Below are 25,736 nucleotides of genomic sequence, written 5' to 3'. Positions count from 1 at the left end.
CTTCTATTTGTACAACTACGATCTTGTTCTCTATCCTTTCGCCGGCAATCGTAAGACTGTGGGTGCTGGGTTTGATGCCTTTGCGGGCGCCAGACGCCTTGTAATAAAAACTGCTGGGGGCCAACCCAGCCCATTTAAGCAGGCTTCGAACCGGTACACTCCGAAGGGCATAGACTCTCACGAGCCCTTGCGCCTCCGCTCGTAGGCCTCGTTTTTTTTTAATAACTCCGTTTTGAACTCGAGCTCTAGTGCCTGATTGCCGATGATCTTTTTAAGCCGGGCGTTCTCCTCTTGCAAGGCCTTCAGCTCCGGATCTACCTTCCTGTACTGGGGCTTCAAGGACCCAGCCCCGCCCTGGTCAAACTGCTGCTTCCACCGTAGGAAAACGGAATGGGAAAGATTGTGCTTGCGCAGCGTCTGGGTGATCCCATGCTGCTCCGCTTCCTGGATGATCTGAAGCTTTTGTTCCACTGAGAAACTCCTGCGACCTTTTGCCATAATACCCTAAATTTAAGTGACTAAATTGATTTAATAATTTAGTCCAGCTATTTAGGGGGTCAGTACACTCTTATCTTGCTCATGCTTTATAATTTTAGGTGAACTAACTTCATTACAAAGATCGAGAGAAAATCAGATTGGGATAGGGGCACCTACATTAAGGGACAATAAAAAATAAATTGTATTTGTCTAGTTCGGTTTATTTTTCCCTTTGACTATTATATCGCGCTGCCACCCTCCATCTGAGTATACTCGTTCAAACTTTCCCAATTTTATCATCCCTTCAAGGATTCTCGTTCCGTCTCCGTACTCTTCATACAACTCAACGGGCAACGGACTATAAGTTACTGTTGACAAAATATATTTGGTAAAAAAGTAGGCATCTAATGCTCCAAATTCTGCCCCGCTTAAAAGAGACACCTCTATTTCCTGATTTGTCTTTGTATTGAAAAAAGCACAGTGACCACCATGAAAAAAATATTCCCATGGATTCATTACCCCTCTCTGTTTCCCCATTTTAAATATACCGAATGTGTCCATAGGTCTGTCCAGATTGATCTCAACTTTTAAATGAATTGCCAGGTCAGTAATTAATTTTGTTGCTAAACTATGATAATCCTTTGCACATCTTTCAAAGAAAATTTGATGCTCAAGAATTTCCTCGTCACTTATTAATTTAGCTATATTAATTTCCGGCTCAACCGTGTGGATGCCTATGAAAAAATCGGGAAGCGCTTTTTTCCATTGATTCCCTATAGATTCTCTTAGATTTTGAATGTGTCGTCCGAATACTACTTTTAGTTTGATGTTCCTGGGAATGAGCGAAATCCGCTCAATGGAAGGAAGTGAGTCAGGGGTACTACAATTCACTATTTCGGTTGTTCGCTGCAATCTAAATATTCTTAATTGGTTGATTATTGATTAGGTCAAATAATTCGTTTCACCTATGTTATCTATATTTTGAATATGATTGGCAATGCAGGCCTCTAGGTAAAATTTTCTATAGTCCATTGGGCTGTACTTTATTTTCTTCTTTTTCTTAAATATTTCCTGAATGTGGTGGAGTATCTGTCTCCAAATTTTACGATGCTTATAGTATCCAGTTTTATCACAGTTGGTTTTTCATCAAGGTTTCCATCGGGATCATAGTTGTGAATACTCATACTTTTTTCCGCAACTCTTGTAATTGGCCCAATCCAAAAGTCAAGCGAGCCATTGTTAACATTTTCTATGACAACGTGTATGTCATAATTTTTTAGCGTCTTTAAAATATCAGCCCAGCATGTTAATGGCAAATGCTTTTCAAATCCATACCCGTTGGCCAAAAGTCCCTCAGCATAAAATATTTTCCGTTGAGTCCGTTCGTAGCTGGAATGCCTTATGCTATTAAAGTCGTCAAGTCTAATCACTGCATATCCGTCAAGAGTGAATTCGTTGTCAAGTTGCAAAAAAAGGAAGTTGTTCGACATTCCAAGAATAAATCCTGACAAATCCTCCTCCTCGTTGCATACCGTCCTAAAAATCTTTACAAAGGATTTGTTGTTGATGTGTTTTTTCAACATCAAATTGTATTCTCTTATTTTTTCCTGTCCTTTCATTCAAAAAGTTCTTTTGATTTTCAAGCTGACCATCAGAATTATCAAATTAAGATATGGTTCTACCAATCTCTTTCCCTTATCGCTTGCTGGAAGGCCATATCGGGCAGGCAATGCCCCTAAATATATTTTAGTCTTTTAGCAGAAGCTTGAGTAAATTACGCATAATTTTAGACTCGAACGATGTCCAATTTTGAAACGTTTTTCGATTACATTCAAAATATATCAGGCAAACTTCTATCCGAAGATGATAAGCATTTATTGACGGCACATTTCAAAACCAGAAAACTCCGAAAGCGGCAATATTTTTTACAGGAAGGGGACGGATGCAAATATATTGGGTTTATTGTAAAAGGGTCCGCCAGGACCTTTACGGTAGATGAAAAAGGACATGAACATATACTGAAATTGTCCGTGGAAAATTGGTGGCTGACAGATTTTGAAAGCTTTTATCTATTAACGCCAAGCCGCTTTAATATTGAGGCGCTGGAGGAATTGGAGATCCTGCAATCAACCAACGCGGAAATTGAAGAGTTTCTTAAGAAGATCCCTGCCTTTTTAGCGATGTCGAACGTAATCAGTCAAAACAACACCATTGCAGCCCAGAAAAGAATGCAGGCTATTAACTATTCAGCCGAGGAGCGTTACGAGGAATTGGTCAGTAATTATCCTCATTTTCTGCAGCGGTTCCCGCAAAATATGATCGCTTCTTATCTTGGTTTATCCCCTGAAACTTTAAGCAGGATAAAGAAAAACGCTTTAAAATAGTCCGACTGATCAATGTCTGGATTTGCAAAGGTACTTGTCTCCTACTTCTGCCAGAGACTCCAATGCATTATTGGCCAATTTTATACTTCCCCGGATGAGAAAAAGGCGCTCAACAATGGAATATATGCCGTTGTGGTCTTTCTGGAATCCTGCATTTTGACCCCTAACCGATGCATTAAATAGTTGTCTTATAAACAGTTACCATGTTCTCTTGATTTAAGTCACCACTTCAACTTGACATTTTTCGTGTGTATTTAATGATCCGTGTCAACATGCAGCTCGTTAAGATGCACCAATTTTGAAGTGTAATTCAGAACGGAAAAAAACCGTAGGACTTGAATATAATTAATAATAGAAATCATGAGTAAATTAGAAAACAAGGTAGCGGTAGTTACCGGTGCTTCCAAAGGAATAGGTGCAGCGATTGCCAAACATTTTGCTGCTGCAGGCGCAAAGGTTGTTGTAAATTATGCTTCCAGTAAAGAAGGAGCGGACAAAGTGGTTAAAGCGATAACCGATAATGGCGGCACAGCCATTGCGGTAAAGGCCGATGTATCGAACGAAGCCGATGTGATCAGGCTGTTTAAAGAAACTGAGCATGCTTTCGGCACGGTGGATATTTTAGTAAATAACGCAGTACATCAGGGGTATGCGCCTATTGAACAAATTTCAGCAGAAGAATTTCGTAAAAGTTTCAACGTTAATGTGTTAGGGCCTGTATTAACTATTCAGGCAGCGCTGAAACTTTTCGGGGATAGGGGCGGAAACATCATCAACATCAGTTCGGGTGCAAGTAAATACCCTCTTCAAAATGCCTCATTATACTCTTCAACCAAAGCGGCACTGGATGCCTTCACGATTGCTTTATCTAAGGAATTAGGTATTAAAAACGTTCGTATCAATTCTATTTTGCCGGGCGCTACGGACACGGAAGGCGCAGCCAGCGCGGGCGTCACTGCCGGCAGTGAGTATGAAAAGATGTTTGTAGAAAAAACACCGCTTGGCCGTAGAGGCCAGCCCGCCGATATTGCGAAAGCAGCAGTATTTCTGGCTTCAGATGATGCAGCCTGGATCACCGGTGAGCAAATTTCCGTGTCGGGTGGTATGTACGGTTTTTAAATTCGTAATCTCCAAAAATGAAACTCAATTAGAAATATCACTGATTGACGGCGGTTTCACCCAACCATATAATACTTTTATTAAGAATAAAACTATGAAATTAATAGGTATCCTTGGAGCAGGGCATATCGGCATAGCCGCGGCTACTCGATTTTTGGCCAACGATTTTCAGGTCCTGATCAGTAACAGTAAGGGACCTGAAACCCTTACCGATATTGTCTCACAACTGGGCACCGGCGCAAAAGCCGTAACAGCGGCTGAGGCTGCCGCAGCGGATATTATTCTAGTAGCAGTACCCTGGGCTAAGGTCGAGGATCTCAGCGGACTCACAGACTGGAACGGAAAGATCGTGATCGACGCCACCAATCGTATAGAATACGGTGCCGGAATTGAAGATGGAGGACTGGCATCAAGTGAAGTTGTGCAAAATTATTTACCGGGCGCGAAGGTCGTTAAAGCGATGAATACCCTCTCTGCCAAAATACTTGCCGCAGATCCGTGTGTTGCAAACGGAAAGAGGGTTCTTTTTATTTCTGGCGACGATAAAGATGCGAAGGCCATCGTGAGCGGAATTGTCAGTAAAATCGGCTTTGCGCCCATCGACCTCGGCACGCTTGCAGCCGGTGGCAGATTACAGCAGTTTAATTGGCCGTTAAACAGTCAGAATTTTATTAAGCTTTAAGTGCACAGGTTCGAAACTATCCCTCCTGGCACGCAAAGCATGGGAATCCAAAGAAATGCCTTCAGAATCGACGATCTGAAGGCATTCTTCAATGTAAAAATTTGGCTCTCGCTGAGCCTAAACTGGAGCGAGCTTACATGAGCTGCTATGTACTCGTGTTTAAGTCAATAATCAGTTGTATCAATAATGTCCTTGACCTTTCTCTTTGCAAACCGGTATCGCAGGAATTTCCACATTTCAGGGTCCAGCATCACCCCTTTCTCTTTAATAAGTCTAAGTTCTTTATCTTTAATATCCAATAGAATTAAACTTAACATCTCATCGGACGCACATTTTTCGAGGCCGATAAGAAACAATTTAGTTTGACCTATAATAGCAACTTTCAAGCTTCTGGCAGGCGAATATCCGACGGTCATTGCATGGGTTTATTTAAGCCTTAACATATCCTTTCGTTCCTTTTTCATTTCAGGCAACGAAGGGGGCATTGCCTGACCATATTTCCAAACTTATGTGATAGCCAACATCCATATATTTTATAACCCTCCGATCCGGCTCATCGCTGTCTGCCTTATCATCCCTTATTTTAATCTCGAAATAGTGACTATCGGTTTTCACTACATCGTAGATCTTATTAAGGTAGGACATAAGAAACAGTGAACTGGACCGATACCGAACTGTGTCGCCCGCGTGAACCTTTTCACCGGGATTTAGTGATTTCCACATAAAGGTTGAATCAAAGATATTAGAAATTTTCCCCAAGCAACCACTATACTAATAATCAATTAATTATAAGCAAAAATCAGGTCAACTTGAATGATTGTTGCTATTTTCTACGGTTGGGGTGAGGGGTCGGAATTGGATGGGGGAGATGCGTTTTCAAGCATAAGACAAGAAATTTCTGCCTTGGTCCTATTGGTTAGGCGAATAAATTACAAAAAACAAAAACGGTTCAATATTTTGAAACCCGGCGAGCAATTAATTTCATTAGTTGGGCCTCCTGCTCCGGAGTTTGCAGAAGAAATTGGTTTACCCTGGTATTTAAAATTAGTAACAAAGCTTTTAAGTTCCGGCGCAAAGAAGAAAGCAAAAAAAATAAATACCAGGTTTCTATTCTTATTTATGAGGGCAGAAGGAAGCCAATTAGGGAAAATTACGTCGTTGATAGAAGCAGGTGTTATTAAACCTACAGGCTCTTTTGAAAAAACGTCCTTCACGCTTCAGGCGACGATATAATTTCTATCTTTGCAAGGGCTATTTTACAGTCGAAAAAGGATTTATGAAGAAAATAGGATTTTTATCGTTCGGACATTGGTCCAATCATCCAGCCTATAAAACCCGAACGGCGAGTGACACATTGCTTCAGTCCATTGAATTGGCCGTTGCCGCCGAAAAGATCGGTCTGGATGGTGCGTATTTTCGGGTGCATCATTTTGCGGCTCAGCTGGCATCTCCATTTCCTTTGCTTTCGGCAATCGGTGCCAAAACAAGCAACATAGAGATTGGAACAGGTGTTATCGATATGCGTTATGAAAATCCCCTCTATATGGTGGAAGACGCCGGAGCCGCTGATTTAATTTCTGGCGGGCGATTACAATTGGGGATCAGCAGGGGTTCGCCGGAACAAGTGATCGATGGGTGGCGTTATTTTGGGTATGCACCTGCTGAAGGAGAAACAGATGCTGATATGGGGCGTAATAAAGCGTTGCAATTTTTGGATAAGCTCAAAGGTGTTGGGTTTGCCCAGCCTAACCCATCCCCAATGTTTCCCAATCCACCGGGCTTATTACGATTGGAACCACATTCCGAGGGATTGCGGGACCGTATCTGGTGGGGAGCGGCCTCTAATGCTACAGCAATTTGGGCGGCCGAACACGGTATGCACCTGCAAAGTTCTACCTTGAAATTCGACGAAAGCGGTAAGCCTTTCCATGTACAACAAGCCGAACAGATCAGGTTGTACAAAGAAGCATGGAAAAAAGCAGGACATCAGCGCGAGCCAAGGGTTTCGGTGAGCCGGTCGATCTTTGCCCTGACCACTGACCAGGACAGATATCTCTTTGGACAGGAAACCAATAGAGTCGATCAAATCGGCTTTATTGAAAAAGACAAACGTGCCATTTTCGGAAGGAGCTATGCCGGGGAACCAGATCAGCTCATCAGGGAGCTGGCCCAGGACGAAGCCATCCAGGAAGCGGATACGCTCCTTTTGACGATACCCAATACATTAGGAGTTGACTACAATGTACACTTGCTGTCTTCCATTTTGAAGCATGTTGCACCCGGATTAGGTTGGCGTTGATTTTTTTTCCGGCTCGTGCTTGGAAGAAAAAACATTATCATCGATAGTCATTTTGCAAAGGCGTATTAAGTGAAGTGTGGACTACTTTTACATCCGTCCCCTTTATTGTATAGAGATACACCTTATACAGGGAAGGGTTAGGTGGTATGGTAATGACCACCCGGGCGCCGGTTCCGGCGGATGATATGTTTATCGGTGTCCCGATTGCATCTTCCAGAACGAGGTACCATTCGAATCGCAGGCCCATGGCCTGAGGAGAGGCAATACGCCAACCATTGCCCGAGGGAACAATTGCACTATATGCCAGATCGGCGCCTTTCTCCGTTGGGCTGGCCGTCCGCAGGATCTTAATTTCAGGGAGCGTGTCCGGCCCCGGACTGCCGGTCCATCTTTGCCTCAGTTCATAATAATCGGGCTTCCTTCGATCGTGGCTGTCGAGTAAGCCGTCCAAGGTCGCTATGTCTGTAGCTTCATCATCCTTCCAGTTGCTGATAAAAGTGCCTGCCTGTGACGACGGCAGGCGCAGGTAAGCAGCCGCGGTTACATTACCATAGAACCATGGTCGCTTAAGCTTTCCGATAAGAGAGAAGGACGTGTCTCTTTCATTGATGACCAGGCCAAAGCCTGCTATGCAGGGGACACGGGCATGGATCATTTCAACAGCTTCGGGCATACTGCTGGTAGCGGCTACGTCTATGGTGATCGGCCTTAGGGAATCTTCTTTCCGGACATCCGCTATCAGTTCCTGAAGCCAGGACAGATAAGCGTCGCGTTGGTAGTTAACGTCGGGTTTATAATAAGTCGATCCCAGGCTCTGGTAAGTAGTATTTCCGATGTTCCAGGATATGATCTGTCCATCTTCCTTCAGTTTCCTCACCGTCGCCACGATCTTCCTGCGCAACTGCATGAGTGTTGCTGCATTATCCCCTGTAAAGCTGATCCCGTTCGGTATCCAAAAGCCATATTGGATCTTAATGTCCATCTTACCTGCGGCACGTAGGATATTGTGATCATAAATACCGGGGCCGTAATGTTTTATGGTGTTAATGCCCAATTGTTTTATCTCTGTGAAGTCTTTAACCAGTTCGTTCCACCTAAACGCCCGCCGGTTGCCATACCAATTCTGCCCCCTGGAATACCCGATCCCCCTGAGTCCTGTGAACAGCTGTTTACCATCGATATGCTGAAATACACGGGAGGTATCTTCCGGCATCGGCGTCAATGCAGAACCGTAGCTTAACCCGGAGAAATGCTTATGTTGCGGCGTCAGCAGGAAGACCGAGTCGCGGTCTATACCCGTCCAGTTAAGTGGCGATTTGCCATCCCCTGACGGCGTGTTCTTATCCGACGAGTTATCAAAGAAGACGAGCCCTTTTATTTCGGGATAGTAGGTTTTGACAGCATGGAAGGCCTCTGTGAACCATTGGAGCTGCCTGCCTTCCGAAGGCAGGGAACCCAATTCTGTGATCATCACTGGCAGGCCTGACTGAAAAATGGCCTTTTTATGGAAGGGATCGTACAACTCGCGCATGGCGTACCAGGTGGAATCCGGATTCTTACGACCATAGTTAAGAATGGTCACACCGATCCAATCGACATAAGCGGCGCCGGGAAAATAATCATCGGCTGCGGTTGCCTTCCAGGGATTCCATACCCAGATCACGTTAAGGACATTCCTGCTGCCGAAGTAATCATGCACATACTTCCAGGCGGCGGTAAATTCCGCAGCGGTATTGCCCCCCGTTGGCGACCAGGGGTAGAAAGGATTGTCCGCCTCGTGGGCAAATCGCAGGAAAACGGGCCGCGCGAAGGTTTTCAGTTCTTTACAAAATCTATCGAGAAAGCCGTCATATTTCCCCTGTACGATCCGTTGAAATATTTTTTTCTCCTTTTCGGCGGTTGGCGGTCTTTCCGGTCCATCAAACAGCGTTTGCCAGGGTTCCCACGTGATCATGGAGAGGGAACCCTGTCTGTAGATGGAGTCCATTGTGCCAACAGGAAGGTCACATTCCCGTCTATCCCCCCAGGGAAGATACAGGGATACAATATCCAGCTGCCGCTGATATCTTTTTCTAACGGCGGCGACAGTATCGGCAGGCGTAATGCTCCCCCTCGCCCCCGGCGAAAAGATGCCGGTAAGGAAAATATCCTTCCGGCCCGGAACACTCATGGCCCCGGGGCCTTTGTTCCATTCCAGCTCCAGGATATACAGCGTTATGCCGATCGTGACGGCAAGGAGCGGCAAGGCGGCAATGCGTACTCCTGAATAGATCCGGCGTCTCAGTCTCCAGAAATGAAGCTTGAATGTGGCCACATGCCGCATGATGAATTGCATGCCCGGGTGCCTATTCCTGAAAGCCCTGAAACGCTGCTGTCTGCTCGCTGCCACTGTAAACAGCATGATCAGGCAGTTGAGCGCGGCAAAGCCCGCCATGCCGATGGAGTAGGGATTCCAGTCATAGACAAGGCCATAAATGATGGCCAATGCCGACAGCAGGATTACCAGGATATTAGGAAAGTTGAGGCGCCAGCTGTCTGACTTTTCATCCTCTTTTGGTGTCGGGTCGTATGGAACTTTTATCCGGAAGACCGCGAACACGAACCCCAATATATAGATCCACCATGTTCCGATCATCAACAATCCGCCTACGACATGGAAACCTCGCTCTTCGTCTTCCATCACCCAATTTTGAACAAAATGCCTGATGAGAAAAATAGCGACGATCAGGGGAAAAATGCTTATCATAAACCTTTCGAATCCCACCGCGGTGGTGCTCAGGTCCAAAAGGAAAAGCATCGGGATCAAAAGATTGATCAGAAAAACGATCCCGGACAAATAATAGAAAGAGCCGAGACCGTAATGTAGTTTCTGGCGCCAGGTGAACTGCCGGAATAACTTTGGGTAGGTAGTGAATAACAGTTCAAAGACACCCCTTGACCATTTCAGCTGCTGCTTGTAATAAGCCGACAAGGAAGAAGGAACAAGCCCCCGGGCCAGGACACGGGGCACGTATACGGACCTCCATCCCTTTGCATGCAAATGCATGGCCGTGTTCATGTCCTCGGCGAGGCCCGCGGCATGCCCTCCAATGGAGTCCAGCGCCGTCCGGCGGAATGTACAGTTCGCGCCAATCGCCTGCACCGTGCCGTACTTGTTCATTGTCATCATCATCGGGCCATAGAACTGGTAGGTTTGCTGGGACGCACCTTTCGCTATCAGCGTCGCGCGGGAATTTTTATAGGCCTGTACGATCTGGACAAATCCTATGGAGGGATCGTTGAATTGAGACACGATCGGATCAAGAAATTCGGGAAAAGGAACGTGATCCGGATCAAGCACGACACACAATTCACCGGAAGACTGCTTTAGGGCATTGTTGATATTTCCCGCCTTGGCATCTTTCCTGTTATTGCGGGTGACATGTTGTATGCCCAACCTCCCGCAAAGGTCCTTAAGGTAGGGATCGTTGGCCTCGTCACAGAGGTAAGTTGTATGCGGGTACCTGATCTGAGTGATCGCTATCAACGTTTCCTCGATCATAGCCAGCGGTTCACCCGGGCAATAGGTCGTAAAAATATCGACCGTAAATTCTCTTTCCAGCGGCGGCGTCGGAGGTACTGTAATAAAGATATAGTGGACCCATTCCAATACGATCCTGATGCAGGTAAATACAATGGTGAAAAGTAATAACCAATATAGCACCGTATGCCGATCATGTCCCGCCTGGTAGACGGTATAGAGGAAGTAGCCCATGGCAACAAGCCCCAGAATGACCATTATTCTGATGGAAAGAAGCTCGGTACGGGAAGGGGCGCGTATCGTATTATTCGCTTTCATGGGTCTTTCACTACATAAAAGGGGATGTTACAGGTGGAGAAATTTCCAAATTTATCATATAGCTTGGCAAAAAGACGATAAGGTCCTCCGACAGAAGGTGTGAGGATCTCGGCGGTCAACCCCTCCCCTGCCTTGATATGTTCTTCTATTGGAGGGGGTTTCACTGGTTTGATGTCCTCCTCTTTGGTATGATACCAGTCTTCCGGAAGCAGCTCCCATTTTACCCTGGTGATATTGCTGTCAGGCTGTAACAGGACAACCTCAGCATGAACCGTAACAGCCGGATTGAACATCAGATCGGATGGCGCCCCCTTTTTCTCGATAAGCATATAGTTGATCTGCGGAGGCATATGATCCGGGAACTTTCCGGTCCACAGGTATTGCATCAGGCTAACGGACTCCGACCTGTTCCCTTCCTCGTCGAACATGCTGAACCAGGTGTGGGTATATTCCTGCTTCTGTCCCCAATAAAAAACAAGCGACCCCAGCAAACGAGGATCTGTTGGGGCAATAGCCTTTTCGTAACGTTCCCGGTACATTTCCGCCTTCTTGGTGCTACTGTTCTCAATATAGGCTCCCCAGGCGGTGAATGCCGTGCCGCTCCATGGACCATCGATACCCCATTCCGTTAACAGATAAGGGCCTTTCCAAAACCAGGTGAGGCCGTCGATCTGGCGCTTCATGTCAGGAAGCTTGTTGAAAACATTGAGAGAGATGAGGTCGACATTGCTTTTACGCAAAACGTTAAAAATGTACTTGGAATGCACATTCAGGATGGTCGTAGTCACAGGATGATCCGGATCTTCCACATGGATCATGTCGACGATATCGCCAAATGCGCTATAAAAATCATTGTACCGGAGATTGAAAGGGAAATACAGCTCATTGCCTACGCACCACATGAGGAGGGCCGGATGATATTTGTATGTATGCACTACCTTTTGAAGGGCCTTATACTGCTTGAGAAGTCTATCGGCATCATAGAAGCTCAATGCGTCAGCATAATGAAAAGGCAGACCGACTACCACTGCCAGATGGTTCGCTTCTGCCTCATCCAATATCCGCCCCAGGTTCGCCGTATCCCATACTCTGATGGTATTTCCCCCGGATTCGTGCAGCGTAGCCAGATGCGTATACCCGCTGCCGCCTTTTATAAAGAAAGGGTGGCCGTTCCGGAATAAGGTAAACTTCCCAGCTTTATGATCGATAAATACCTTGCGCTTTTCAGCAGGCGGAACTCTTTTGGGGGAGCAAAACGGGAGGACTGTGATCAGTAAAAATAAAGTAACCGCGAGCCTTGGTACGTACATAACTAACACCTGTACTTCCCCTTACTCAAAATATATGCCGTAAAATGACGGAAATTTTATATATGCGGAAGATGACCCCCGGTCCGCTGTATATTAGAAGTAATATACAAATAAAATAATGTATAATATATTGAAGATGAATTAAATAACCTTTTTGACATTGAGAGCATTCAACCCTCTGGGGCCATTCTCTACTTCAAAAGTTACCTTTTCGTTCTCCTTTATCCTTTCAGAGAGCTGATTTACATGCATAAATACACTTTCCTGCGATTGCATGTCTTTAATAAATCCAAATCCTTTCGACTCGTTGAAGAATGTAACTACACCTGTTCTTATCAGGTCAGCCGGGTTGCCTTCTACAGCTTTAGGCGTGCTTATCTGCATATCTTCGGCTCTTACCCTTTTCCTGTTACGCAAATCAGGAGGGGTGGCGGACAAGTTGCCATTTTCATCTAAATAAGCCATCATCTCTTCAAGGGTCTTACCCTTGCTGTTCTTTGCCTTGCGCTCCTCCATCTTTTCCCGCTTGTCCTGGCGCTTTTTTGCCTTTTTCTTATTTCTTTCTTTTTTACCTATGGTTTCTCCAAAATTTCCCATTAATCTCTTTAATATTTGATATCCAGTGAAGGTACGCTTTTTAATTGCAAACTATTTTTAATTTTACCATCTTGCCAATGGCATTTACATTTGTAAGATCCCACGAAATTCGGTCACAGGAAACGTTGAAACCAACAATGGAAGGGAAAGAAACCTTAAGAGCTCATATAGCTAAGACAACCATGTTGACCGACGGGCAATTTGAATATTTTTATTCGCATTTCAAAAGACAGGCGTTTCAGAAAGGGCAGGCCCTTATTACCGAGGGCGATCGTGTAGATTACGAATACTTCGTCGTTTCCGGCTGTCTAAAATCCTTTTTTATCAATGACGATATGAAAATGTTCATCCTGCAGTTTGCAATGCCTACCTGGTGGGCTTCCGATTACAACGCCCTGTATCACCGTACCAAAGCTACCATTAACGTAGACTGCATTACTGATGGAGAATTGCTTTGCCTCAGCAATGACGATCGGGAAAAGCTATGTCGCGAGATCCATAATGTGGAGCATTTCTTCCGGTGGAGGACCAATAAAGGGTTTGTTGCAGCCCAAAAGAGACTGTTATCCTTTATGAACAACAATGTGAAATACCGGTATGAGGAGCTCCTGGAACAATACCCGGAGCTTTATAACATCGTCCCTAAGCAGCTGATTGCAGCATACCTGGGCGTTTCAAGAGAAACGCTTAGCCGCCTGTACCATCCCTGATAAGTGACCTGCCTCACATAAGATGCCGGTTCATTCAAAAGTGACCTGGATCACACAGTATTATGAGAGCGCCGTGCTTACTTTGTGTTGTAATTAAAAACACAAGGAAAATGGAAAAGCAAACAATCATCGTCACCGGCGCATCGTCAGGCATCGGAAAAGAAATAGCCCGCCAATTCTTACACAATGGCGACAATGTGGTGATCAATTCTTCAACTGCTACAAAGCTGGAGCAGGCTTTCCTGGAACTGGGGGGAGGCGATAATCTCGCCATGGTGGCAGGTAACATAGCGCATAGAAAGACCGGAGAGAAACTGGCAGCGACCGCCATCGAAAGGTTCGGCTCAGTAGACGTATTGGTGAACAATGCCGGTATTTTCGGGACCAGGCCTTTCCTGGAGGTGGATGAGGCTTATCTCGACCGGTTTCTTAATACGAATCTGAAAGGGACCTTCTTTACTACCCAGGCCGTTATCCCTCAAATGCTCAGGCAGCATGACGGCGTAGTGATCAACATCGGCACCCCTCTGGTAAATCATGCGCTGGGAGGCTCCCCTACCACCGCGGCACTCGCCTCCAAAGGAGCGATACATTCGCTCACAGTCCAGTTGGCAGCCGAGTTCGGAAAAGATAATATCCGGATCAATACGGTGGCGCCCGGCGTTATCCGCACGCCTATGCATGGAAATGACGCCGATCGAAGCGCCGGGTTGCACCTCCTGAACCGGGTCGGCGAAGTGGAAGACATCGCCCAAATGGTCTTTACCGTTGCAAAAAGCAAGTTTATCAATGGCGCTATCATCAATGTGGACGGCGGTATGGCCGCCGGTCACCACCTGAATTAAAATAAATTCCCCCCTATGTGATACAAAACAAAGGCATCTGAACCACTGAATATTACCTATCCCATCCTGCAAGGGCCATTCGGCGGCAACCTTTCATCCGTCGCACTGGCAGCAACTGTCTTCAACGCCGGCGGGCTTGGAGGCTACGGAGCTTATACGCTAAGGGAGGCGGCCATGGAACAGGAAAAATGGGATATGATCTTATTCTGGGGCGGTCAGATCGCACCGGTATTGAAACATACAAAAGCCGGGGAGCTGATGCAGTCCATCATAGAAGAAACCAACATCGGGACGTAGAAGAACGTAAATTTGCAAAGGAGGCAAAGTTTACTTATGGCTGAAGAACTACCCGTTCTGACTTCGGAAATAAATTATTCCCCATCGGCGATCCTGCAACTTTTCAACAATGCGCTTACCCCACCGGCTTCAAAAAAAATGCTGCAGCTTAAGGGCATTTACCAACCGGGGAAAGGAATGGCCTATGGCGGATTCTACTATGATACGCTCCGGGATGAGACGACAGATGCACAGCTAACGCTGATCGTGCCTGCCCTGGCCCGTTCCACCCTCAAGCCCGGAAAGACAATTGAATTCTGGGGGTTTATTACCCGGCGGGTCGTCCCGGCCGGCGGGCGGATCGAGATCCATATCAATCTTTCCCAGCTGGTAGCCCAGGTAGCCAGCAAACATTCTGAAAAAGAGGTCCTGATGCTGGAGATCCTGCGGCAGAAAGCTGCCATGGGCTACCGGGACGTAGACGCCATGATCAAGTCGCGGATTGTCCGGGAGCAGCGTATCAGCATCACCATCCTGATCGGCAAAACAGCCATAATAGACGCGGATATTAAGCACAGCCTGGAAGAGGCCATCGGCTTTTTCGACCTGCGGTTCCAAAGGATCGGGCTGAACTCGGAAACAGAGATCACAGCCGCATTAGAGCGATTGAACGACACAGGGATGCAGGACATCCTTGTCATTGCCCGGGGAGGGGGCGAAAATATGGAGATCTTCAATAGCCCGGCTATCGCAGCTTGTTGTTTGAAGCTGGTCCCCCTGCTGGTGACGGCCATTGGCCACAAAGAAGATACCAGCCTGGTACAACAGGTGGCGGACAAAGCCTTTATCACTCCTACCGCCCTGGGACAATATTTACGGGCGATCTATAATGACACAATCGCCGAGATCGAAAATTCCAGGGCAAAATATACCGAGCTGATCAGGAGCCAGTATGAAGCGACCTACGGGAAACAAGTGAAGAACATGGAAACGCAGGTCCAGGCATTAAAAGAGCTAAGCGAAAAAGAAACGGGACTGCATAAGGAAGAAGTAAAAATGATCCAACAGCAGCTGACAACGCTGGACCTTCAGAAAACAGAGATGGAATACAATTCCCGGCAAGCGCGCGAATTAGCCCATATGCTGGAGGATAGAGCCAATGACCTCGAAGTGGCCATCCGCAGATTGAAGCTGCAACGATGGCGATGGCTAGCCATCGCCATCGGACTGGGGTTATTGATCGGTTGGCTGCTGGGGAAAAAATAAGCTGGTATAACAATTGCATAGTTGCCTTTGGCTTTTAATAGGATATTGGATTTTAGCAACGGCCCGGATTTCTATCCGGGCTTTTTTAAACCTTCGACTTTAACCTTCGACCATATCTTTTAAGGTGCCATCGGATGAATCCGAAACCCTGGGGGCCGGGTTAAAATAATACTAATCAAATTAGCATTTTGTTCCGATCTTTTGTAAGTTTGTTGCTCAAGTCCATAAACACCGACTTTTATGCAACCAACCAAGAAGGCAGCTATCAGCTTTATATTCATCACTTTACTGATTGATGTAATGGGATGGGGTCTTATCATCCCCGTGATGGCTGACCTGATCTCGCAATTAAAGGGCATACCTGTCAACCAGGCCAGTACATACGGCGCCCTGTTGCTTTCCGTCTTTGCCATCACCCAGTTTTTATGTGCGCCGGTGATCGGCAATCTAAGTGATCGGTTTGGCCGCCGGCCCGTCCTGCTGTCTTCTTTATTGGGCTTCGGCATCGATTATATCATCCTGGCATTGGCCCCGGCATATGGATGGCTATTCATAGGGCGTGTGATCGCCGGTGTCACAGGCGCCAGCTTTACAACCGCCACTGCCTATATTGCCGACGTAAGTACAGATGAAACCTCCAGGGCGAAGAATTTTGGCCTGATCGGGGCTGCTTTTGGTTTGGGCTTTGTGCTCGGACCCGCACTCGGAGCGTTCCTGTCCACCTGGGGGATCAGGGCGCCCTTTTATGCTGCTGCCGCCCTTTGTTTACTGAACTGCCTGTACGGATACTTTTTATTACCTGAATCGTTGAGCAAGGAAAACCGGCGGCCCTTCGAGTGGAGGCGCGCTAATCCTTTCGGATCTCTGAGATTCCTCAGATCGCACCCGGAGATTGGCGGATTGGCATTCAGCTTTTTCCTGATCTATCTTGGCGCCCAGTCAGTACAGGGCAATTGGAATTTCTTCACGATCTACCGGTTCCATTGGAGTGAAAAAACAGTGGGCATCTCCCTGACCGTAGTGGGGGTGCTGGTCGGCGCGGTGCAGGCTGGATTGACAAGGGTCATCAACCCGAAGATCGGGAATGAAAAAAGCATTTACCTCGGGCTTTCTCTCTACACATTGGGGCTGGTGCTGTTTGCTTGTGCCACACAGGGATGGATGATGTTTGCTTTCCTGGTGCCCTATTGCCTGGGTGGGATCTGCGGCCCATCGCTGCAATCCGTCATTTCGGGCCATGTATCCCCCTCCCATCAGGGAGAGCTGCAGGGTTCACTGACAAGCCTGATGAGCCTGACCACCATCATTGGCCCGTTGATCATGAGCGGCACCTTTGCTTATTTCACCAGCACGAAAGCACCCTTCTATTTCCCGGGCATGCACTTCCTCATCGGAGCTGTATGCATGCTGCTGAGCATTGTTATTACCAAAAAGGTCTTGGGCAGGGAAAAAAAGTCACCTGAGCAATTTCCGGCTCAACCAGTGGCTGAGTAATGCGCCGCCGGTACCGACAAGGGCCCCGCCAATGACATCGGTGGGATAATGCTGCCCCAGGTAAACCCTCGAATAGCCAACGGTGCCCGCCCAAAGATAGGCTGGCACTACCACATACCATTTTCTGTATTCCAGGGCAAGGCTGGTGGCGGTGGCGAATGCTATGGTTGTATGGCCCGAAGGAAATGATCTTCCGGTCTCTACCTTGTACGGAAATATTTTATCGGGATGTTTTTCCCCGGGCCGCTGCCTGTCAATACTAAATTTGAGCGTTTCCGTAATAGCAGCGGAGACCACCAGGCCCGCCAGGCTTTCGTATGCTTTTTTACGGCTGTTCTTATCGTGGGCAATAATACCGTAAACGAACTGACTTACAGGTAATGCAACCCCCAAGGGATAAGCAGAAGAGGTTGCCCCCCGCCATACGGCGGAATGAGGGTTTTGAGGATTTATGCGCTCCGCGACTTTGAGGTCCCAGTCCTGGCTGAATGCCACAAGACTATGGCTGCAGCAAACCACAAATAATGAAAGAGGAAGAAGAAAATGTCTTTTAAGTATTGACATGCTTGCGGATACGATGGGATCAATATGATTGAAGATATTCAATTTTGGTGATACTCAATTGTTAAGACAGAAAATGTTTTACAGTGGTCCGGGTTTTGATGGCAAACATTAAAACGCCCCATTATGAACAAGGACAAACAAAAACCTAATGACAAAGAGGACGATCCTGTAAAAAGAGGACAGGAAGCCATCAGGATACAAGTGAAGACCAGCGGCAAATCGAAGAAAGAAGCCGAAAAAGACCAAAAAAAGGATGCAGAGCAATGGCGGAATGAAGGATAAGAAGGCCCGGATCTCGGGATCCGGGCCATTTGCATAAGTCATTATTCAGGTAAGAGCACCAGCCTGATCAGGTTGTTACCCTTCAGATACCGGTCAGCTGCCTGCTGCAGCGCCTGGACTGTCACCTTGTCCAGATCCTCTTTCATATGCAGCACCTCGTCGACATTCTCCTTATTCTGGTATTGAGAAGAGAGGTAATGCAGCCAGAAACTATTTGTCTTATCCGCCGTCTCGAACGAACGGAGGGTCTCCGCCTTATACTTCTCCAGGTTGACAGGCAGGGGCCCAGCCTTCCTCAGCTTGTCTATCTCATCAAGTGCGGAAGCAATGAGCTTGTCCACGTTCTGCGGCGCACATCCGAATGCTACCGTTAAAGCATACCGGGGAGTGGGATACTTTGTAAAATTCACGGAGGCATTAGGGCTGTATACGCCGCCTTCATCTTCCCGCAGCCGTTCCAGCAACCTGATCTCCAGCACCTCTGACAGTGCCTGCAGCAAGTCGTTGTTCTCATTGCTGAAAGTATAGTCGCCGCTGAGAACAAGGCGCACGGTTGCCTTGGGTTCTTTCCCCTTATGTACGGTCTTCGTGATCTGGCCGGCGGGGATGTGGATCCCACGGTCTATTGCCTGCTCATTGAGATGGGTGGCGGGCAATGCACCAGGATATTGCTCCAGCAAAGGCCTGATGGCGGCTGTATCAAAGCTGCCGACAAACAGGAAAGTAAAGCCCGATGCGTCAGAAAATCGCTCTTTATAGATGGCATAAGCCTTGTCAAGGTCGATCTGATCCAGTTTCGCCACGGTAGGCCCCGTTGCCCGGCTGTTGTAATTGCTCATCACGGCGCTGACCGTGTCGGAAAAAACGCTGTTGGGGTCGTTGGCGCGGTTGGCCAGTCCCGCCTTGCTCCGGGAAATGATATTATGGAATATGCCGGTGTCCTTTCTTGGAGCCGTAAAATAAAGGTAGGTCAGCTGTAAGGCCGTTTCCAGGTCTTTAGGAACTGCAGCGCCATTGATGCCCTGCATCCTGTCTCCAATGTACGGTTGCACCGATACCTGTTTGCCCGAAAGATATTTGCCCAGCTGTATGAGATTGAAATCTCCGGCGCCGCCATTGTTGATGAGGACAGCAGCGTTGGCTGCCGACTGGAAGTCGGCGTCTTCATAGAGCGAGCTGCCGCCCGGCGCGAAAGCCGTAAAAAGCACCTCGTCATTCTTGAAGTCCGTGGGTTTTAAAATGACCCTGACACCATTGCTCAGCGTCATCTCTGTTATTCCCAGGGCTTTGTTTTGTTTTACATCGACCACTTTGCCAGGGGTAGGCTTAATGGCCAGCAACTGGTTGCCCTTCACATCGTCCGTATACCCCGTCAGCTTTTCTTGCTCCACTGATTTCAGCCAGCCATTTACTGTTGCCTCGTCAGGCAAACCCGCTTTCTCTTTCTCCGGCGCCAGTATCAGGATATCCCTGTCAGTGGTCCTGATATATTCTTTTGCCAATGCATTTACTTCGGCAAGCGTGATCGTCGGAAGGGCGTCCTTTACCAGTGCGTATTCCTTATCGATACCCGGCGCAGCCTCTCCTTTCAGAAAATATCGCTGGTACTCTTCTACATAGCTTTGCGAGTTGGTCTTACCTTTTTCCTTAAGCGAAGACTCCATATTGCTCATGTAATTTTGACTGGCCCTGTCCAGCTCAGGCTGTGTAAAGCCAAAGCGACCGGCACGGACGGCTTCACGCCAGGCCGCTTTAAAACCATTCTCCAGCTGTCCGGGTTTCGCTGCAACATTGGCATCAAAGATGCTAAGGCCTCCCAGGAAATCCTCGATGCCCGCTCCGGCCTGTATAAATGGAGGATTGGCTTGTTGTCCCAGCTCACTGTAGCGTTGGCTCAGCATCTGGTTGAATAGCTGCCGGACGATGGCGTTGCGGTATTCCGTGGCCGTCCTCAACTCCGTACCCGCATGCTTGATCACCACCTCGGCGACCGTCGACGGCATTTCCGGGTCTGTAACAGCGATGAATTGGTTCTTTCCTGTCAGGTTGATCCGGTATTTTGGCCTGGGTTTTTCCCCGGCAGGGTTCTTCAGGTCCGCGAATTTCTTCCTGATCAGCTGTTCGACGGAATCCACATTGATATCCCCTACCACGATCAGCGCCTGCAGATCCGGGCGATACCAGTCGTGGTAAAATCGGCGGATGGCGGCGGGCTTAAAATTATTCAGGACGGAGTCTGTCCCGATGGGTATACGATTGGCATAGCGCGAGTGATTCAGCAGCTGGGGCCAGTATTTTTGTTGCATACGCTCCTGAGCGCCTTTTCCAAGGCGTTTTTCTTCCAGCACAACGCCTCGTTCCTTATCTATCTCCGTGGGATCCAGGGTAGCTTCCTGCGCCCAGTCGCGCATGATCTGGAAACCATGTTGAAGAAGGTCGGGATCGTCCGACGGCAGGGGCAGTTGGTACACCGTCTCATCGAAGGACGTGTAAGCATTTAGATCCGCGCCAAACCGTACGCCCGATCTTTGCAAATAATTAACTAATTCATTTTTGGGAAAATGGGCAGTACCGTTGAAGCTCATGTGCTCCATGAAATGGGCCAGTCCCCGCTGGTCATCCGCTTCCAGTACAGAGCCCGCCTTGTTCACAAGGTACAGCACTACCCTGCTCTTGGGTTCTGTATTGCGACGGACGAAATAGGTAAATCCATTGACCAACCGGCCTGTCCGAACGACAGGATCCAGTGACAGCGGTTTTTCACCTGAAGCTTTTTTTTGTTGTGCTGCGACAGTGAGGGTTAGTAACGAACTAAAGATCATAACGGCAGGTGCGATGGTTGACCTTTTCCATCGACGCCACCGGTGTGTTGAATGCATATTTTAAGTTTTGCGCAAATTATAAAGAATTTCATGCCCGGCCGCACCGTTGATCATGATTGCAGAATTTACTACATTCGGGTTGCAATACCTTGAATCGATCCAAAATGATTTACCTGTGGCAAATAAGAGATTAGTAGGACTTGTCAGCATTTTATTCGTTATGATCGTATGGGGAAGCTCGTTCGCCGTCACTAAAGTCATCGTCAACGTTGTCCCTCCTTTGACACTGGCCTTTTACAGATGCAGTATCGGCGCCCTTACCCTGTTGAGCATATTCTTTATCCGGAAAGGGCGGTCGGCGGGCAGGCATCTTGCCGATATACCCTGGGGAGTAATAATACTTTTAGGCTTTACGGGTGTAACGGTATTCTATATCTTTTTCAATCTTTCAGTCCGGCTGACCTCCGCCTCGGTGGGAGCCCTGCTGCAAGGGTTTATCCCGATATGTATCGCAGTGCTTGCTGCCGTCTTTCTTAAAGAAAAACTTTCTATCAAGCAGGTGTTCGGGATCATCCTATCCGTCACCGGCGTGATATTCATCGGGTTCCTGTCGTCCAATCAAAGTAGTACAGGTAACAGCATCACAGGCAATGTGCTGATGATCATTGCCGTCATTGCATGGGGCGTCTATACCATCATCTCCAAAAAAGTAGCGGACAGAGACCCTTTGCTCATCACCAGTCTTTGTACTTTGGCCGGCTCGGTGTTATTGCTGCCGGCCGCGGTATATGAAAATTGGGGTAAGGGATGGCCTTCCGTGTCATTTTCCGGATGGCTGGCCATCGTTTTCCTGGGCGCGCTTGCTTCGGGCATCTGCTATTTGTTGTATAACAAGTCCCTTCAATTATTAAGTGCCGCTGAAGTGGGGAATTTTATCAACCTCGATCCCCTGGTGGGGTTTATCTTAGCATTGGCTTTTTTACACGAAAGCGTTACCATGGTGCAGATCATCGGGGGAGTGCTCATTGTCGTGGGTATTGTTTTAAGTACAACACCTTCGCCCGTTGAAAAAAGCTCTGCTGATCCAGTTTCTCTTCCACCTCTATGATCGCCTTCATCAGGTTGTTCCTTGTATCCGTGAATTCAGCAATACTAGCCGTCATGATATCCCATACCGGCTTCATTTTTCCAATCAGCGCCTTTCCCTTATCCGTCAGCCGGAGCAATCTTTTCCGCTCGTCGATCTTGTCTTTTTGAGAGCGGATCAACTTTTGCTTTTCCAGTTCTTTCAGCAGACTGATCGTCGAAGGATGAGTGTACCCTATCTCCGATGCTATCTCGACAACGCTCAACAGCGGCTTGAAATGCAACGTATAGATCACGGGAAACCATTTAGGCTCAAACTCGATGCCATGGGCTTTATAGATCAGGGCGCCGTCCTTACGCAATCTTTCGCTGAGGCGCTGCAGCCTGGTGGAAATTGCGAGTAACCCGGATTCATCTATGACATTCATGATGCTATTGTTGATTGACAAGATGTAAATGATAGAAGATGTCATCCGCCGGCATCAAAGGGAAATAGCCTGGTAATTCCTTTTTCTCCAGCCGGTGAAATCCATTGCGTTCATAAAACCGGTGTGCCGCCTGGAGGACACTCACCGTTCCCAGATAGAGTTCGGATATCCCATGTTCCCCGCAATATTCCACCAGCGTTTCGAACAAACGTTGGGCAATGCCGGATCCCTTGCCCCGAAACTCCTTTCTTACAAACATCTTTCGGATGGCGCCGGCCCGGTGCCCAATGGCAATGAGCGCGATAGTCCCCACCAGTTGCCCTTCGCTGAATGCACCCCAGAAGTTACCGCCCGGAGCTATATAAAAGCTTTCAACGTCCAGCAGGTCGGATTGCTGTGCAAGGGTGACTGGGATATTGAACTCCATCTGCTGGATGGGCAGAATAAGATCTACGATGCTGTCGCAGTACGTATTGTCAAGAGGGTGTATGAGCATTTCCGTGTCCATTATACCTGAGTATTAGATATAAAACTACGTAGTCAACTACATATATACAAATAATTTTCTTCCCTTCTCCTCCGGCTCACCCCTGGTAGTCAATTAAGGCCTCCATTTAAAAGATTGTCCATCAATAGCTCGCATAGTGCAGAGCACGCCATTCAAATGATCGTATTCATGCTGCAGCAGCTCCGACAGGTCGCCATCCATATCCCATTGTTGCGGCCGCCAGCGCTCATCCAGGTATTGGATGGTGAGGGCGCGGTGCCTTTTCACCTTCACCAGCAGGTGGGGAAAGCTCATGCAGTCATCCCACAATTCGAATAATTCTTCGCTGAGGTTCACCAGCTCAGGATTGATGAACACGACAGGCCGGTCGATATGCATATAGATCAGCCGCTTCATGATGCCCAGCTGCGGGGCTGCAATAGCCCTCCCAAAATGATAGCGGGCCTTTACTTCTTTCATCACGTTGTCCAGATCCGCAACCCAGGCTTTCACCTGCGGTAACTCGGATGGCAGAATGGGAGCGCAACGCTCATACAAGCGGGGATCTCCCAGCAATAATAGATCTTTTAGCGTTTTCATTTCCCTGGTATTGTCAGATGGCCGGAGTCATTTGCAGGGGGGTGACCTTACTCCTATGCATATTTCCCCAATCGGACATGGCGCTGAACATCGCTTTCATACTTTGGCCCAGTGGGGTCAGCTGATATTCCACCCGAGGCGGCACTTCCGCATATACATGGCGTTGCACGATCTGGTCTTTCTCCAGTTCCCTTAATTGCGCAACAAGCATACGCTCCGATATACCTTCGATCGATTTCTTCAACTCGCCATACCGCATCGGACCGAAAAGCAGCCTGCATAATATGGCAGGCTTCCATCTTCCTCCTATGATGTCCAGCGTATACGCCATCCCACAACTGGCGCTGATCTGTTGCTGATTTAAGGTATTGGTGGAGTTGTTTTTTCTCATTTCTTACTTTTTTGTTAGTACCTAACAATTTGTGGCTTACTTACAAATATAAATCATTGCCGTTAGTTTTGTGTTCAAATAAAAAAACCCATGAGCAAAAAATTAGAAAATAAAATAGCATTGATAACAGGCGGAAGCCGCGGCATCGGCGCCGCTATCACCAGGAGACTCGCTGCCGAAGGCGCCAGGGTAGCCTTCACCTATGTGCATTCTGCCGAAAAAGCAGCCGCGCTTGCCGCGGAAATAAATGCAGCGGGAGGGCATGCCATCGCCATCGCAGCCGACAGCGCCAGCCCCCGGGAAGTGACCGACGCCGTTGATAAGACGGTGGCCACATTCGGCGGGATCGATATTTTGGTCAACAATGCCGGCATTTACATGTGCAAAGCTTTCGAAGAGCACAGCCTGGCGGATTACGAGCAAATAATGGCCGTGAATGTTCGCGCGGTATATGTCGCCGCCCTGGCAGCGGTGAAACATATTTCCACAGGAGGGCGCATTATCACTATCGGGAGTAGTATGGCAGACAATGCCTTGGGCCCGCAAACCACTTTATATACCATGAGCAAATCAGCCCTGCAGGGTTTTACAAGAGGGCTGGCCAGGGACCTTGGCAACAAAAAGGTCACCGTAAATGTAATACAGCCCGGTCCGATCGACACGGATATGAACCCGGCGGATGGTGCGCTCGCTGATTTTATCAGGACCCGGCTGCCGCTGTCCGATTATGGGACAGGAGAAGACGTGGGTGGACTGGTGGCCTTCCTGGCAAGTGAGGAGGGGAAATATATCACGGGTACCGCACTTACCATTGACGGCGGCTTTAATGCGTAAGAAGGTGAACCTTTTATTTATTCACGCGCCTTAATGACTGGCCTGCAGTTCTCCCTCCAGGAGCCTGTCCAGGCTTTCATGCGAGTCAGTGACACCTCTTTCCATTCCGGATTGTACCATTCCATCGCGGTCGGCAACAGACTGAAAGACCGACTGGATGGTCACCTTTGTTCTGTCACCCGGCAAGGCTTCGAACTTTGCCGTCTCCAGGACGACATGGCCACTCTCCGGCAATCCTTCGAATTCGAATGTCCGGATAAGCCGCTCGGGCGCCGTCTCATCGTGACAAACCCCATGAAAGCCATACTCGTTACCCTGCTTATCCGTATGAATAAAACGCCATGATCCACCAGCTCCCGGTTCCCATACATCGATCTTCATGGTCATTTCGCAAGGCCCCATCCATCTCGGTAAAAGTTCCCGGTCCGTAAAGGCTTTGAACACCAACTGCCGGGGCGCCTCGAATTCCCTGATGATAAAGAGCTCCTGTTTGCCTGGTTCGGCCACGATCTTCGTTTGATTTCTTGTTGTCATTGTTGTAAGTTTTTAGTTGCTATTTTTTTTCCGCGATCTGCTTTTTGTTTTCATCTCCTCCAACAAAAGATCCAGTTTGCTGAACTGGTGATCCCACAACTTCCTGTACCGCTCGATCCATTCCGACACCTCATTCAGCTGCTGCAGGCTGGCTTCACAGTACCTTTCACGGCCCTGCTTCTTAATAGTAATGAGCCCGCACTCCGCGAGGATCTTGATATGCTGCGAGATGGCCGGCCGGCTGACTTCAAAATTCTCCGCTATAGCGTTGAGGTTTAATGATTGGTAAGCAACCAGGTTAATGATCTCCCTCCTGGTAGGATCAGCTATCGCCTGAAATACGTCTCTTCTTATCTGCATATTATATTATGTAAGCATTTACTTACGAATTTAAGCGTAAGTATTTACTTA

General features: G+C 47.8%; 28 protein-coding genes. 13 read left to right on the top strand and 15 right to left on the bottom strand.

The window, feature by feature from the left end; all coding sequences use genetic code 11:
- Nucleotides 1–177 precede the first annotated feature (177 nt).
- The 3 genes from Q4E93_RS18295 to Q4E93_RS18285 form a co-directional block, all read right to left on the bottom strand.
- On the bottom strand, nt 178–498 hold the full coding sequence (locus tag Q4E93_RS18295) for a transposase (RefSeq protein ID WP_303587631.1): 321 nt from the start codon (nt 496–498) through the stop codon (nt 178–180).
- Between the two features lie 189 nt (nt 499–687).
- A complete protein-coding gene (locus Q4E93_RS18290) occupies nt 688–1,389 on the bottom strand; it encodes a DUF6896 domain-containing protein (RefSeq protein WP_303587629.1) in 702 nt (233 codons plus the stop codon).
- A 131-nt stretch (nt 1,390–1,520) separates the two neighbouring features.
- Nucleotides 1,521–2,096 (bottom strand): hypothetical protein, encoded by a 576-nt coding sequence (locus Q4E93_RS18285; RefSeq protein ID WP_303587627.1) that lies wholly within the window; start codon nt 2,094–2,096, stop codon nt 1,521–1,523.
- A gap of 180 nt (nt 2,097–2,276) precedes the next feature.
- On the opposite strand from Q4E93_RS18285, the gene Q4E93_RS18280 reads away from it, so the two are divergent.
- The 3 genes from Q4E93_RS18280 to Q4E93_RS18270 all read left to right on the top strand — a co-directional run bounded on the left by Q4E93_RS18280 (nt 2,277) and on the right by Q4E93_RS18270 (nt 4,662).
- Nucleotides 2,277–2,861 carry a Crp/Fnr family transcriptional regulator gene (locus tag Q4E93_RS18280; RefSeq protein WP_303587625.1) on the top strand — a complete coding sequence of 195 codons (585 nt, stop codon included), beginning with the start codon at nt 2,277–2,279 and terminating at the stop codon, nt 2,859–2,861.
- A gap of 360 nt (nt 2,862–3,221) precedes the next feature.
- Nucleotides 3,222–3,980, top strand: a complete 759-nt coding sequence (locus Q4E93_RS18275) for an SDR family NAD(P)-dependent oxidoreductase (RefSeq protein ID WP_303587623.1) — start codon at nt 3,222–3,224, stop codon at nt 3,978–3,980.
- A 94-nt stretch (nt 3,981–4,074) separates the two neighbouring features.
- Nucleotides 4,075–4,662, top strand: a complete 588-nt coding sequence (locus tag Q4E93_RS18270) for an NADPH-dependent F420 reductase (protein ID WP_303587621.1) — start codon at nt 4,075–4,077, stop codon at nt 4,660–4,662.
- 164 nt (nt 4,663–4,826) lie between these two features.
- Here Q4E93_RS18270 and Q4E93_RS18265 read toward each other — a convergent pair whose 3' ends face one another.
- Nucleotides 4,827–5,078 carry a hypothetical protein gene (locus Q4E93_RS18265; RefSeq protein WP_303587619.1) on the bottom strand — a complete coding sequence of 84 codons (252 nt, stop codon included), beginning with the start codon at nt 5,076–5,078 and terminating at the stop codon, nt 4,827–4,829.
- A gap of 397 nt (nt 5,079–5,475) precedes the next feature.
- On the opposite strand from Q4E93_RS18265, the gene Q4E93_RS18260 reads away from it, so the two are divergent.
- Complete coding sequence (locus tag Q4E93_RS18260; RefSeq protein WP_303587617.1) at nt 5,476–5,895, top strand: hypothetical protein; 420 nt, start codon at nt 5,476–5,478, stop codon at nt 5,893–5,895.
- A 43-nt stretch (nt 5,896–5,938) separates the two neighbouring features.
- Entirely contained in the window at nt 5,939–6,961 is a 1,023-nt protein-coding gene (locus Q4E93_RS18255; RefSeq protein WP_303587615.1) for an LLM class flavin-dependent oxidoreductase, read from the top strand.
- A gap of 37 nt (nt 6,962–6,998) precedes the next feature.
- Here the strand turns inward: Q4E93_RS18255 and Q4E93_RS18250 are convergent, their stop codons facing one another.
- The 3 genes from Q4E93_RS18250 to Q4E93_RS18240 all read right to left on the bottom strand — a co-directional run bounded on the left by Q4E93_RS18250 (nt 6,999) and on the right by Q4E93_RS18240 (nt 12,706).
- The gene (locus tag Q4E93_RS18250; RefSeq protein ID WP_303587614.1) at nt 6,999–10,799 is read right to left on the bottom strand and encodes a glycosyltransferase family 2 protein; all 3,801 of its coding nucleotides are present in this window, start codon (nt 10,797–10,799) and stop codon (nt 6,999–7,001) included.
- Nucleotides 10,796–12,109 carry a glycoside hydrolase 5 family protein gene (locus Q4E93_RS18245; protein ID WP_303587613.1) on the bottom strand — a complete coding sequence of 438 codons (1,314 nt, stop codon included), beginning with the start codon at nt 12,107–12,109 and terminating at the stop codon, nt 10,796–10,798. The genes Q4E93_RS18250 and Q4E93_RS18245 overlap by 4 nt, the downstream gene beginning before the upstream one ends.
- A gap of 141 nt (nt 12,110–12,250) precedes the next feature.
- Nucleotides 12,251–12,706, bottom strand: coding sequence for a cold-shock protein (locus Q4E93_RS18240; protein ID WP_303587610.1), 456 nt, complete (start codon nt 12,704–12,706; stop codon nt 12,251–12,253).
- Nucleotides 12,707–12,843: 137 nt separating this feature from the next.
- Between Q4E93_RS18240 and Q4E93_RS18235 the strand changes: the two genes are divergently transcribed.
- The 5 genes from Q4E93_RS18235 (at nt 12,844) to Q4E93_RS18215 (ending at nt 17,297) form a co-directional block, all read left to right on the top strand.
- A complete protein-coding gene (locus tag Q4E93_RS18235; RefSeq protein WP_303587609.1) occupies nt 12,844–13,416 on the top strand; it encodes a Crp/Fnr family transcriptional regulator in 573 nt (190 codons plus the stop codon).
- Nucleotides 13,417–13,526: 110 nt separating this feature from the next.
- On the top strand, nt 13,527–14,261 hold the full coding sequence (locus Q4E93_RS18230; protein ID WP_303587608.1) for an SDR family NAD(P)-dependent oxidoreductase: 735 nt from the start codon (nt 13,527–13,529) through the stop codon (nt 14,259–14,261).
- 174 nt (nt 14,262–14,435) lie between these two features.
- Nucleotides 14,436–14,558: a hypothetical protein gene (locus tag Q4E93_RS18225; RefSeq protein WP_303587606.1), complete on the top strand. Its 123-nt coding sequence runs from the start codon at nt 14,436–14,438 to the stop codon at nt 14,556–14,558.
- A gap of 36 nt (nt 14,559–14,594) precedes the next feature.
- Nucleotides 14,595–15,803 carry an exodeoxyribonuclease VII large subunit gene (locus Q4E93_RS18220; RefSeq protein ID WP_303587604.1) on the top strand — a complete coding sequence of 403 codons (1,209 nt, stop codon included), beginning with the start codon at nt 14,595–14,597 and terminating at the stop codon, nt 15,801–15,803.
- Nucleotides 15,804–16,043: 240 nt separating this feature from the next.
- Nucleotides 16,044–17,297 carry a TCR/Tet family MFS transporter gene (locus Q4E93_RS18215; protein ID WP_303587603.1) on the top strand — a complete coding sequence of 418 codons (1,254 nt, stop codon included), beginning with the start codon at nt 16,044–16,046 and terminating at the stop codon, nt 17,295–17,297.
- On the opposite strand, the gene Q4E93_RS18210 is transcribed toward Q4E93_RS18215, so the two are convergent.
- Nucleotides 17,259–17,861 carry a phosphatase PAP2 family protein gene (locus tag Q4E93_RS18210; RefSeq protein WP_303587601.1) on the bottom strand — a complete coding sequence of 201 codons (603 nt, stop codon included), beginning with the start codon at nt 17,859–17,861 and terminating at the stop codon, nt 17,259–17,261. The two genes, Q4E93_RS18215 and Q4E93_RS18210, sit on opposite strands and share 39 nt — an antisense overlap.
- Nucleotides 17,862–17,984: 123 nt before the next feature.
- On the opposite strand from Q4E93_RS18210, the gene Q4E93_RS18205 reads away from it, so the two are divergent.
- Complete coding sequence (locus Q4E93_RS18205) at nt 17,985–18,143, top strand: hypothetical protein (protein ID WP_303587600.1); 159 nt, start codon at nt 17,985–17,987, stop codon at nt 18,141–18,143.
- Between the two features lie 41 nt (nt 18,144–18,184).
- Here the strand turns inward: Q4E93_RS18205 and Q4E93_RS18200 are convergent, their stop codons facing one another.
- Nucleotides 18,185–21,022, bottom strand: coding sequence for a M16 family metallopeptidase (locus tag Q4E93_RS18200; protein ID WP_303587599.1), 2,838 nt, complete (start codon nt 21,020–21,022; stop codon nt 18,185–18,187).
- A 118-nt stretch (nt 21,023–21,140) separates the two neighbouring features.
- Here Q4E93_RS18200 and Q4E93_RS18195 point away from each other — a divergent pair, with 118 nt between their 5' ends.
- Nucleotides 21,141–22,073, top strand: coding sequence for a DMT family transporter (locus Q4E93_RS18195; RefSeq protein ID WP_303587597.1), 933 nt, complete (start codon nt 21,141–21,143; stop codon nt 22,071–22,073).
- Here the strand turns inward: Q4E93_RS18195 and Q4E93_RS18190 are convergent.
- The 4 genes from Q4E93_RS18190 to Q4E93_RS18175 all read right to left on the bottom strand — a co-directional run bounded on the left by Q4E93_RS18190 (nt 21,988) and on the right by Q4E93_RS18175 (nt 23,957).
- Nucleotides 21,988–22,479 carry a MarR family winged helix-turn-helix transcriptional regulator gene (locus Q4E93_RS18190; RefSeq protein ID WP_303587596.1) on the bottom strand — a complete coding sequence of 164 codons (492 nt, stop codon included), beginning with the start codon at nt 22,477–22,479 and terminating at the stop codon, nt 21,988–21,990. The two genes, Q4E93_RS18195 and Q4E93_RS18190, sit on opposite strands and share 86 nt — an antisense overlap.
- A 4-nt stretch (nt 22,480–22,483) precedes the next feature.
- Nucleotides 22,484–22,975: a GNAT family N-acetyltransferase gene (locus Q4E93_RS18185; protein WP_303587595.1), complete on the bottom strand. Its 492-nt coding sequence runs from the start codon at nt 22,973–22,975 to the stop codon at nt 22,484–22,486.
- A 105-nt stretch (nt 22,976–23,080) separates the two neighbouring features.
- Complete coding sequence (locus tag Q4E93_RS18180) at nt 23,081–23,566, bottom strand: peptide deformylase (protein WP_303587593.1); 486 nt, start codon at nt 23,564–23,566, stop codon at nt 23,081–23,083.
- Between the two features lie 13 nt (nt 23,567–23,579).
- Nucleotides 23,580–23,957, bottom strand: coding sequence for a winged helix-turn-helix transcriptional regulator (locus Q4E93_RS18175; RefSeq protein WP_303587591.1), 378 nt, complete (start codon nt 23,955–23,957; stop codon nt 23,580–23,582).
- Between the two features lie 90 nt (nt 23,958–24,047).
- Here Q4E93_RS18175 and Q4E93_RS18170 point away from each other — a divergent pair, with 90 nt between their 5' ends.
- Entirely contained in the window at nt 24,048–24,791 is a 744-nt protein-coding gene (locus Q4E93_RS18170; protein WP_303587589.1) for an SDR family NAD(P)-dependent oxidoreductase, read from the top strand.
- Nucleotides 24,792–24,821: 30 nt separating this feature from the next.
- Here Q4E93_RS18170 and Q4E93_RS18165 read toward each other — a convergent pair whose 3' ends face one another.
- Nucleotides 24,822–25,325 carry an SRPBCC family protein gene (locus tag Q4E93_RS18165; RefSeq protein ID WP_303587587.1) on the bottom strand — a complete coding sequence of 168 codons (504 nt, stop codon included), beginning with the start codon at nt 25,323–25,325 and terminating at the stop codon, nt 24,822–24,824.
- Nucleotides 25,326–25,337: 12 nt separating this feature from the next.
- Entirely contained in the window at nt 25,338–25,685 is a 348-nt protein-coding gene (locus Q4E93_RS18160; protein ID WP_317505173.1) for an ArsR/SmtB family transcription factor, read from the bottom strand.
- Between the last annotated feature and the right edge of the window lie 51 nt (nt 25,686–25,736).

Origin of the sequence: Flavitalea plasmicola (assembly GCF_030546645.1) — a bacterium.
Taxonomy (GTDB): Bacteria; Bacteroidota; Bacteroidia; order Chitinophagales; family Chitinophagaceae; genus Puia.
The sequence above is the reverse complement of the archived record's forward strand: the minus strand, read 5'-3'. Positions and strand labels throughout refer to the sequence as shown.

Excerpts from the sequence above, each read along its gene's own strand:
- Q4E93_RS18295 (WP_303587631.1), bottom strand. The coding sequence starts at position 498 with ATGGCAAAAGGTCGCAGGAGTTTCTCAGTGGAACAAAAGCTTCAGATC.
- Q4E93_RS18285 (WP_303587627.1), bottom strand. The coding sequence starts at position 2,096 with ATGAAAGGACAGGAAAAAATAAGAGAATACAATTTGATGTTGAAAAAA.
- Q4E93_RS18280 (WP_303587625.1), top strand. The coding sequence starts at position 2,277 with ATGTCCAATTTTGAAACGTTTTTCGATTACATTCAAAATATATCAGGC.
- Q4E93_RS18275 (WP_303587623.1), top strand. The coding sequence starts at position 3,222 with ATGAGTAAATTAGAAAACAAGGTAGCGGTAGTTACCGGTGCTTCCAAA.
- Q4E93_RS18270 (WP_303587621.1), top strand. The coding sequence starts at position 4,075 with ATGAAATTAATAGGTATCCTTGGAGCAGGGCATATCGGCATAGCCGCG.
- Q4E93_RS18265 (WP_303587619.1), bottom strand. The coding sequence starts at position 5,078 with ATGACCGTCGGATATTCGCCTGCCAGAAGCTTGAAAGTTGCTATTATA.
- Q4E93_RS18260 (WP_303587617.1), top strand. The coding sequence starts at position 5,476 with ATGATTGTTGCTATTTTCTACGGTTGGGGTGAGGGGTCGGAATTGGAT.
- Q4E93_RS18255 (WP_303587615.1), top strand. The coding sequence starts at position 5,939 with ATGAAGAAAATAGGATTTTTATCGTTCGGACATTGGTCCAATCATCCA.
- Q4E93_RS18250 (WP_303587614.1), bottom strand. The coding sequence starts at position 10,799 with ATGAAAGCGAATAATACGATACGCGCCCCTTCCCGTACCGAGCTTCTT.
- Q4E93_RS18245 (WP_303587613.1), bottom strand. The coding sequence starts at position 12,109 with ATGTACGTACCAAGGCTCGCGGTTACTTTATTTTTACTGATCACAGTC.
- Q4E93_RS18240 (WP_303587610.1), bottom strand. The coding sequence starts at position 12,706 with ATGGGAAATTTTGGAGAAACCATAGGTAAAAAAGAAAGAAATAAGAAA.
- Q4E93_RS18235 (WP_303587609.1), top strand. The coding sequence starts at position 12,844 with ATGGAAGGGAAAGAAACCTTAAGAGCTCATATAGCTAAGACAACCATG.
- Q4E93_RS18230 (WP_303587608.1), top strand. The coding sequence starts at position 13,527 with ATGGAAAAGCAAACAATCATCGTCACCGGCGCATCGTCAGGCATCGGA.
- Q4E93_RS18225 (WP_303587606.1), top strand. The coding sequence starts at position 14,436 with ATGGAACAGGAAAAATGGGATATGATCTTATTCTGGGGCGGTCAGATC.
- Q4E93_RS18220 (WP_303587604.1), top strand. The coding sequence starts at position 14,595 with ATGGCTGAAGAACTACCCGTTCTGACTTCGGAAATAAATTATTCCCCA.
- Q4E93_RS18215 (WP_303587603.1), top strand. The coding sequence starts at position 16,044 with ATGCAACCAACCAAGAAGGCAGCTATCAGCTTTATATTCATCACTTTA.
- Q4E93_RS18210 (WP_303587601.1), bottom strand. The coding sequence starts at position 17,861 with ATGTCAATACTTAAAAGACATTTTCTTCTTCCTCTTTCATTATTTGTG.
- Q4E93_RS18205 (WP_303587600.1), top strand. The coding sequence starts at position 17,985 with ATGAACAAGGACAAACAAAAACCTAATGACAAAGAGGACGATCCTGTA.
- Q4E93_RS18200 (WP_303587599.1), bottom strand. The coding sequence starts at position 21,022 with ATGCATTCAACACACCGGTGGCGTCGATGGAAAAGGTCAACCATCGCA.
- Q4E93_RS18190 (WP_303587596.1), bottom strand. The coding sequence starts at position 22,479 with ATGAATGTCATAGATGAATCCGGGTTACTCGCAATTTCCACCAGGCTG.
- Q4E93_RS18185 (WP_303587595.1), bottom strand. The coding sequence starts at position 22,975 with ATGCTCATACACCCTCTTGACAATACGTACTGCGACAGCATCGTAGAT.
- Q4E93_RS18180 (WP_303587593.1), bottom strand. The coding sequence starts at position 23,566 with ATGAAAACGCTAAAAGATCTATTATTGCTGGGAGATCCCCGCTTGTAT.
- Q4E93_RS18175 (WP_303587591.1), bottom strand. The coding sequence starts at position 23,957 with ATGAGAAAAAACAACTCCACCAATACCTTAAATCAGCAACAGATCAGC.
- Q4E93_RS18170 (WP_303587589.1), top strand. The coding sequence starts at position 24,048 with ATGAGCAAAAAATTAGAAAATAAAATAGCATTGATAACAGGCGGAAGC.
- Q4E93_RS18165 (WP_303587587.1), bottom strand. The coding sequence starts at position 25,325 with ATGACAACAAGAAATCAAACGAAGATCGTGGCCGAACCAGGCAAACAG.
- Q4E93_RS18160 (WP_317505173.1), bottom strand. The coding sequence starts at position 25,685 with ATGCAGATAAGAAGAGACGTATTTCAGGCGATAGCTGATCCTACCAGG.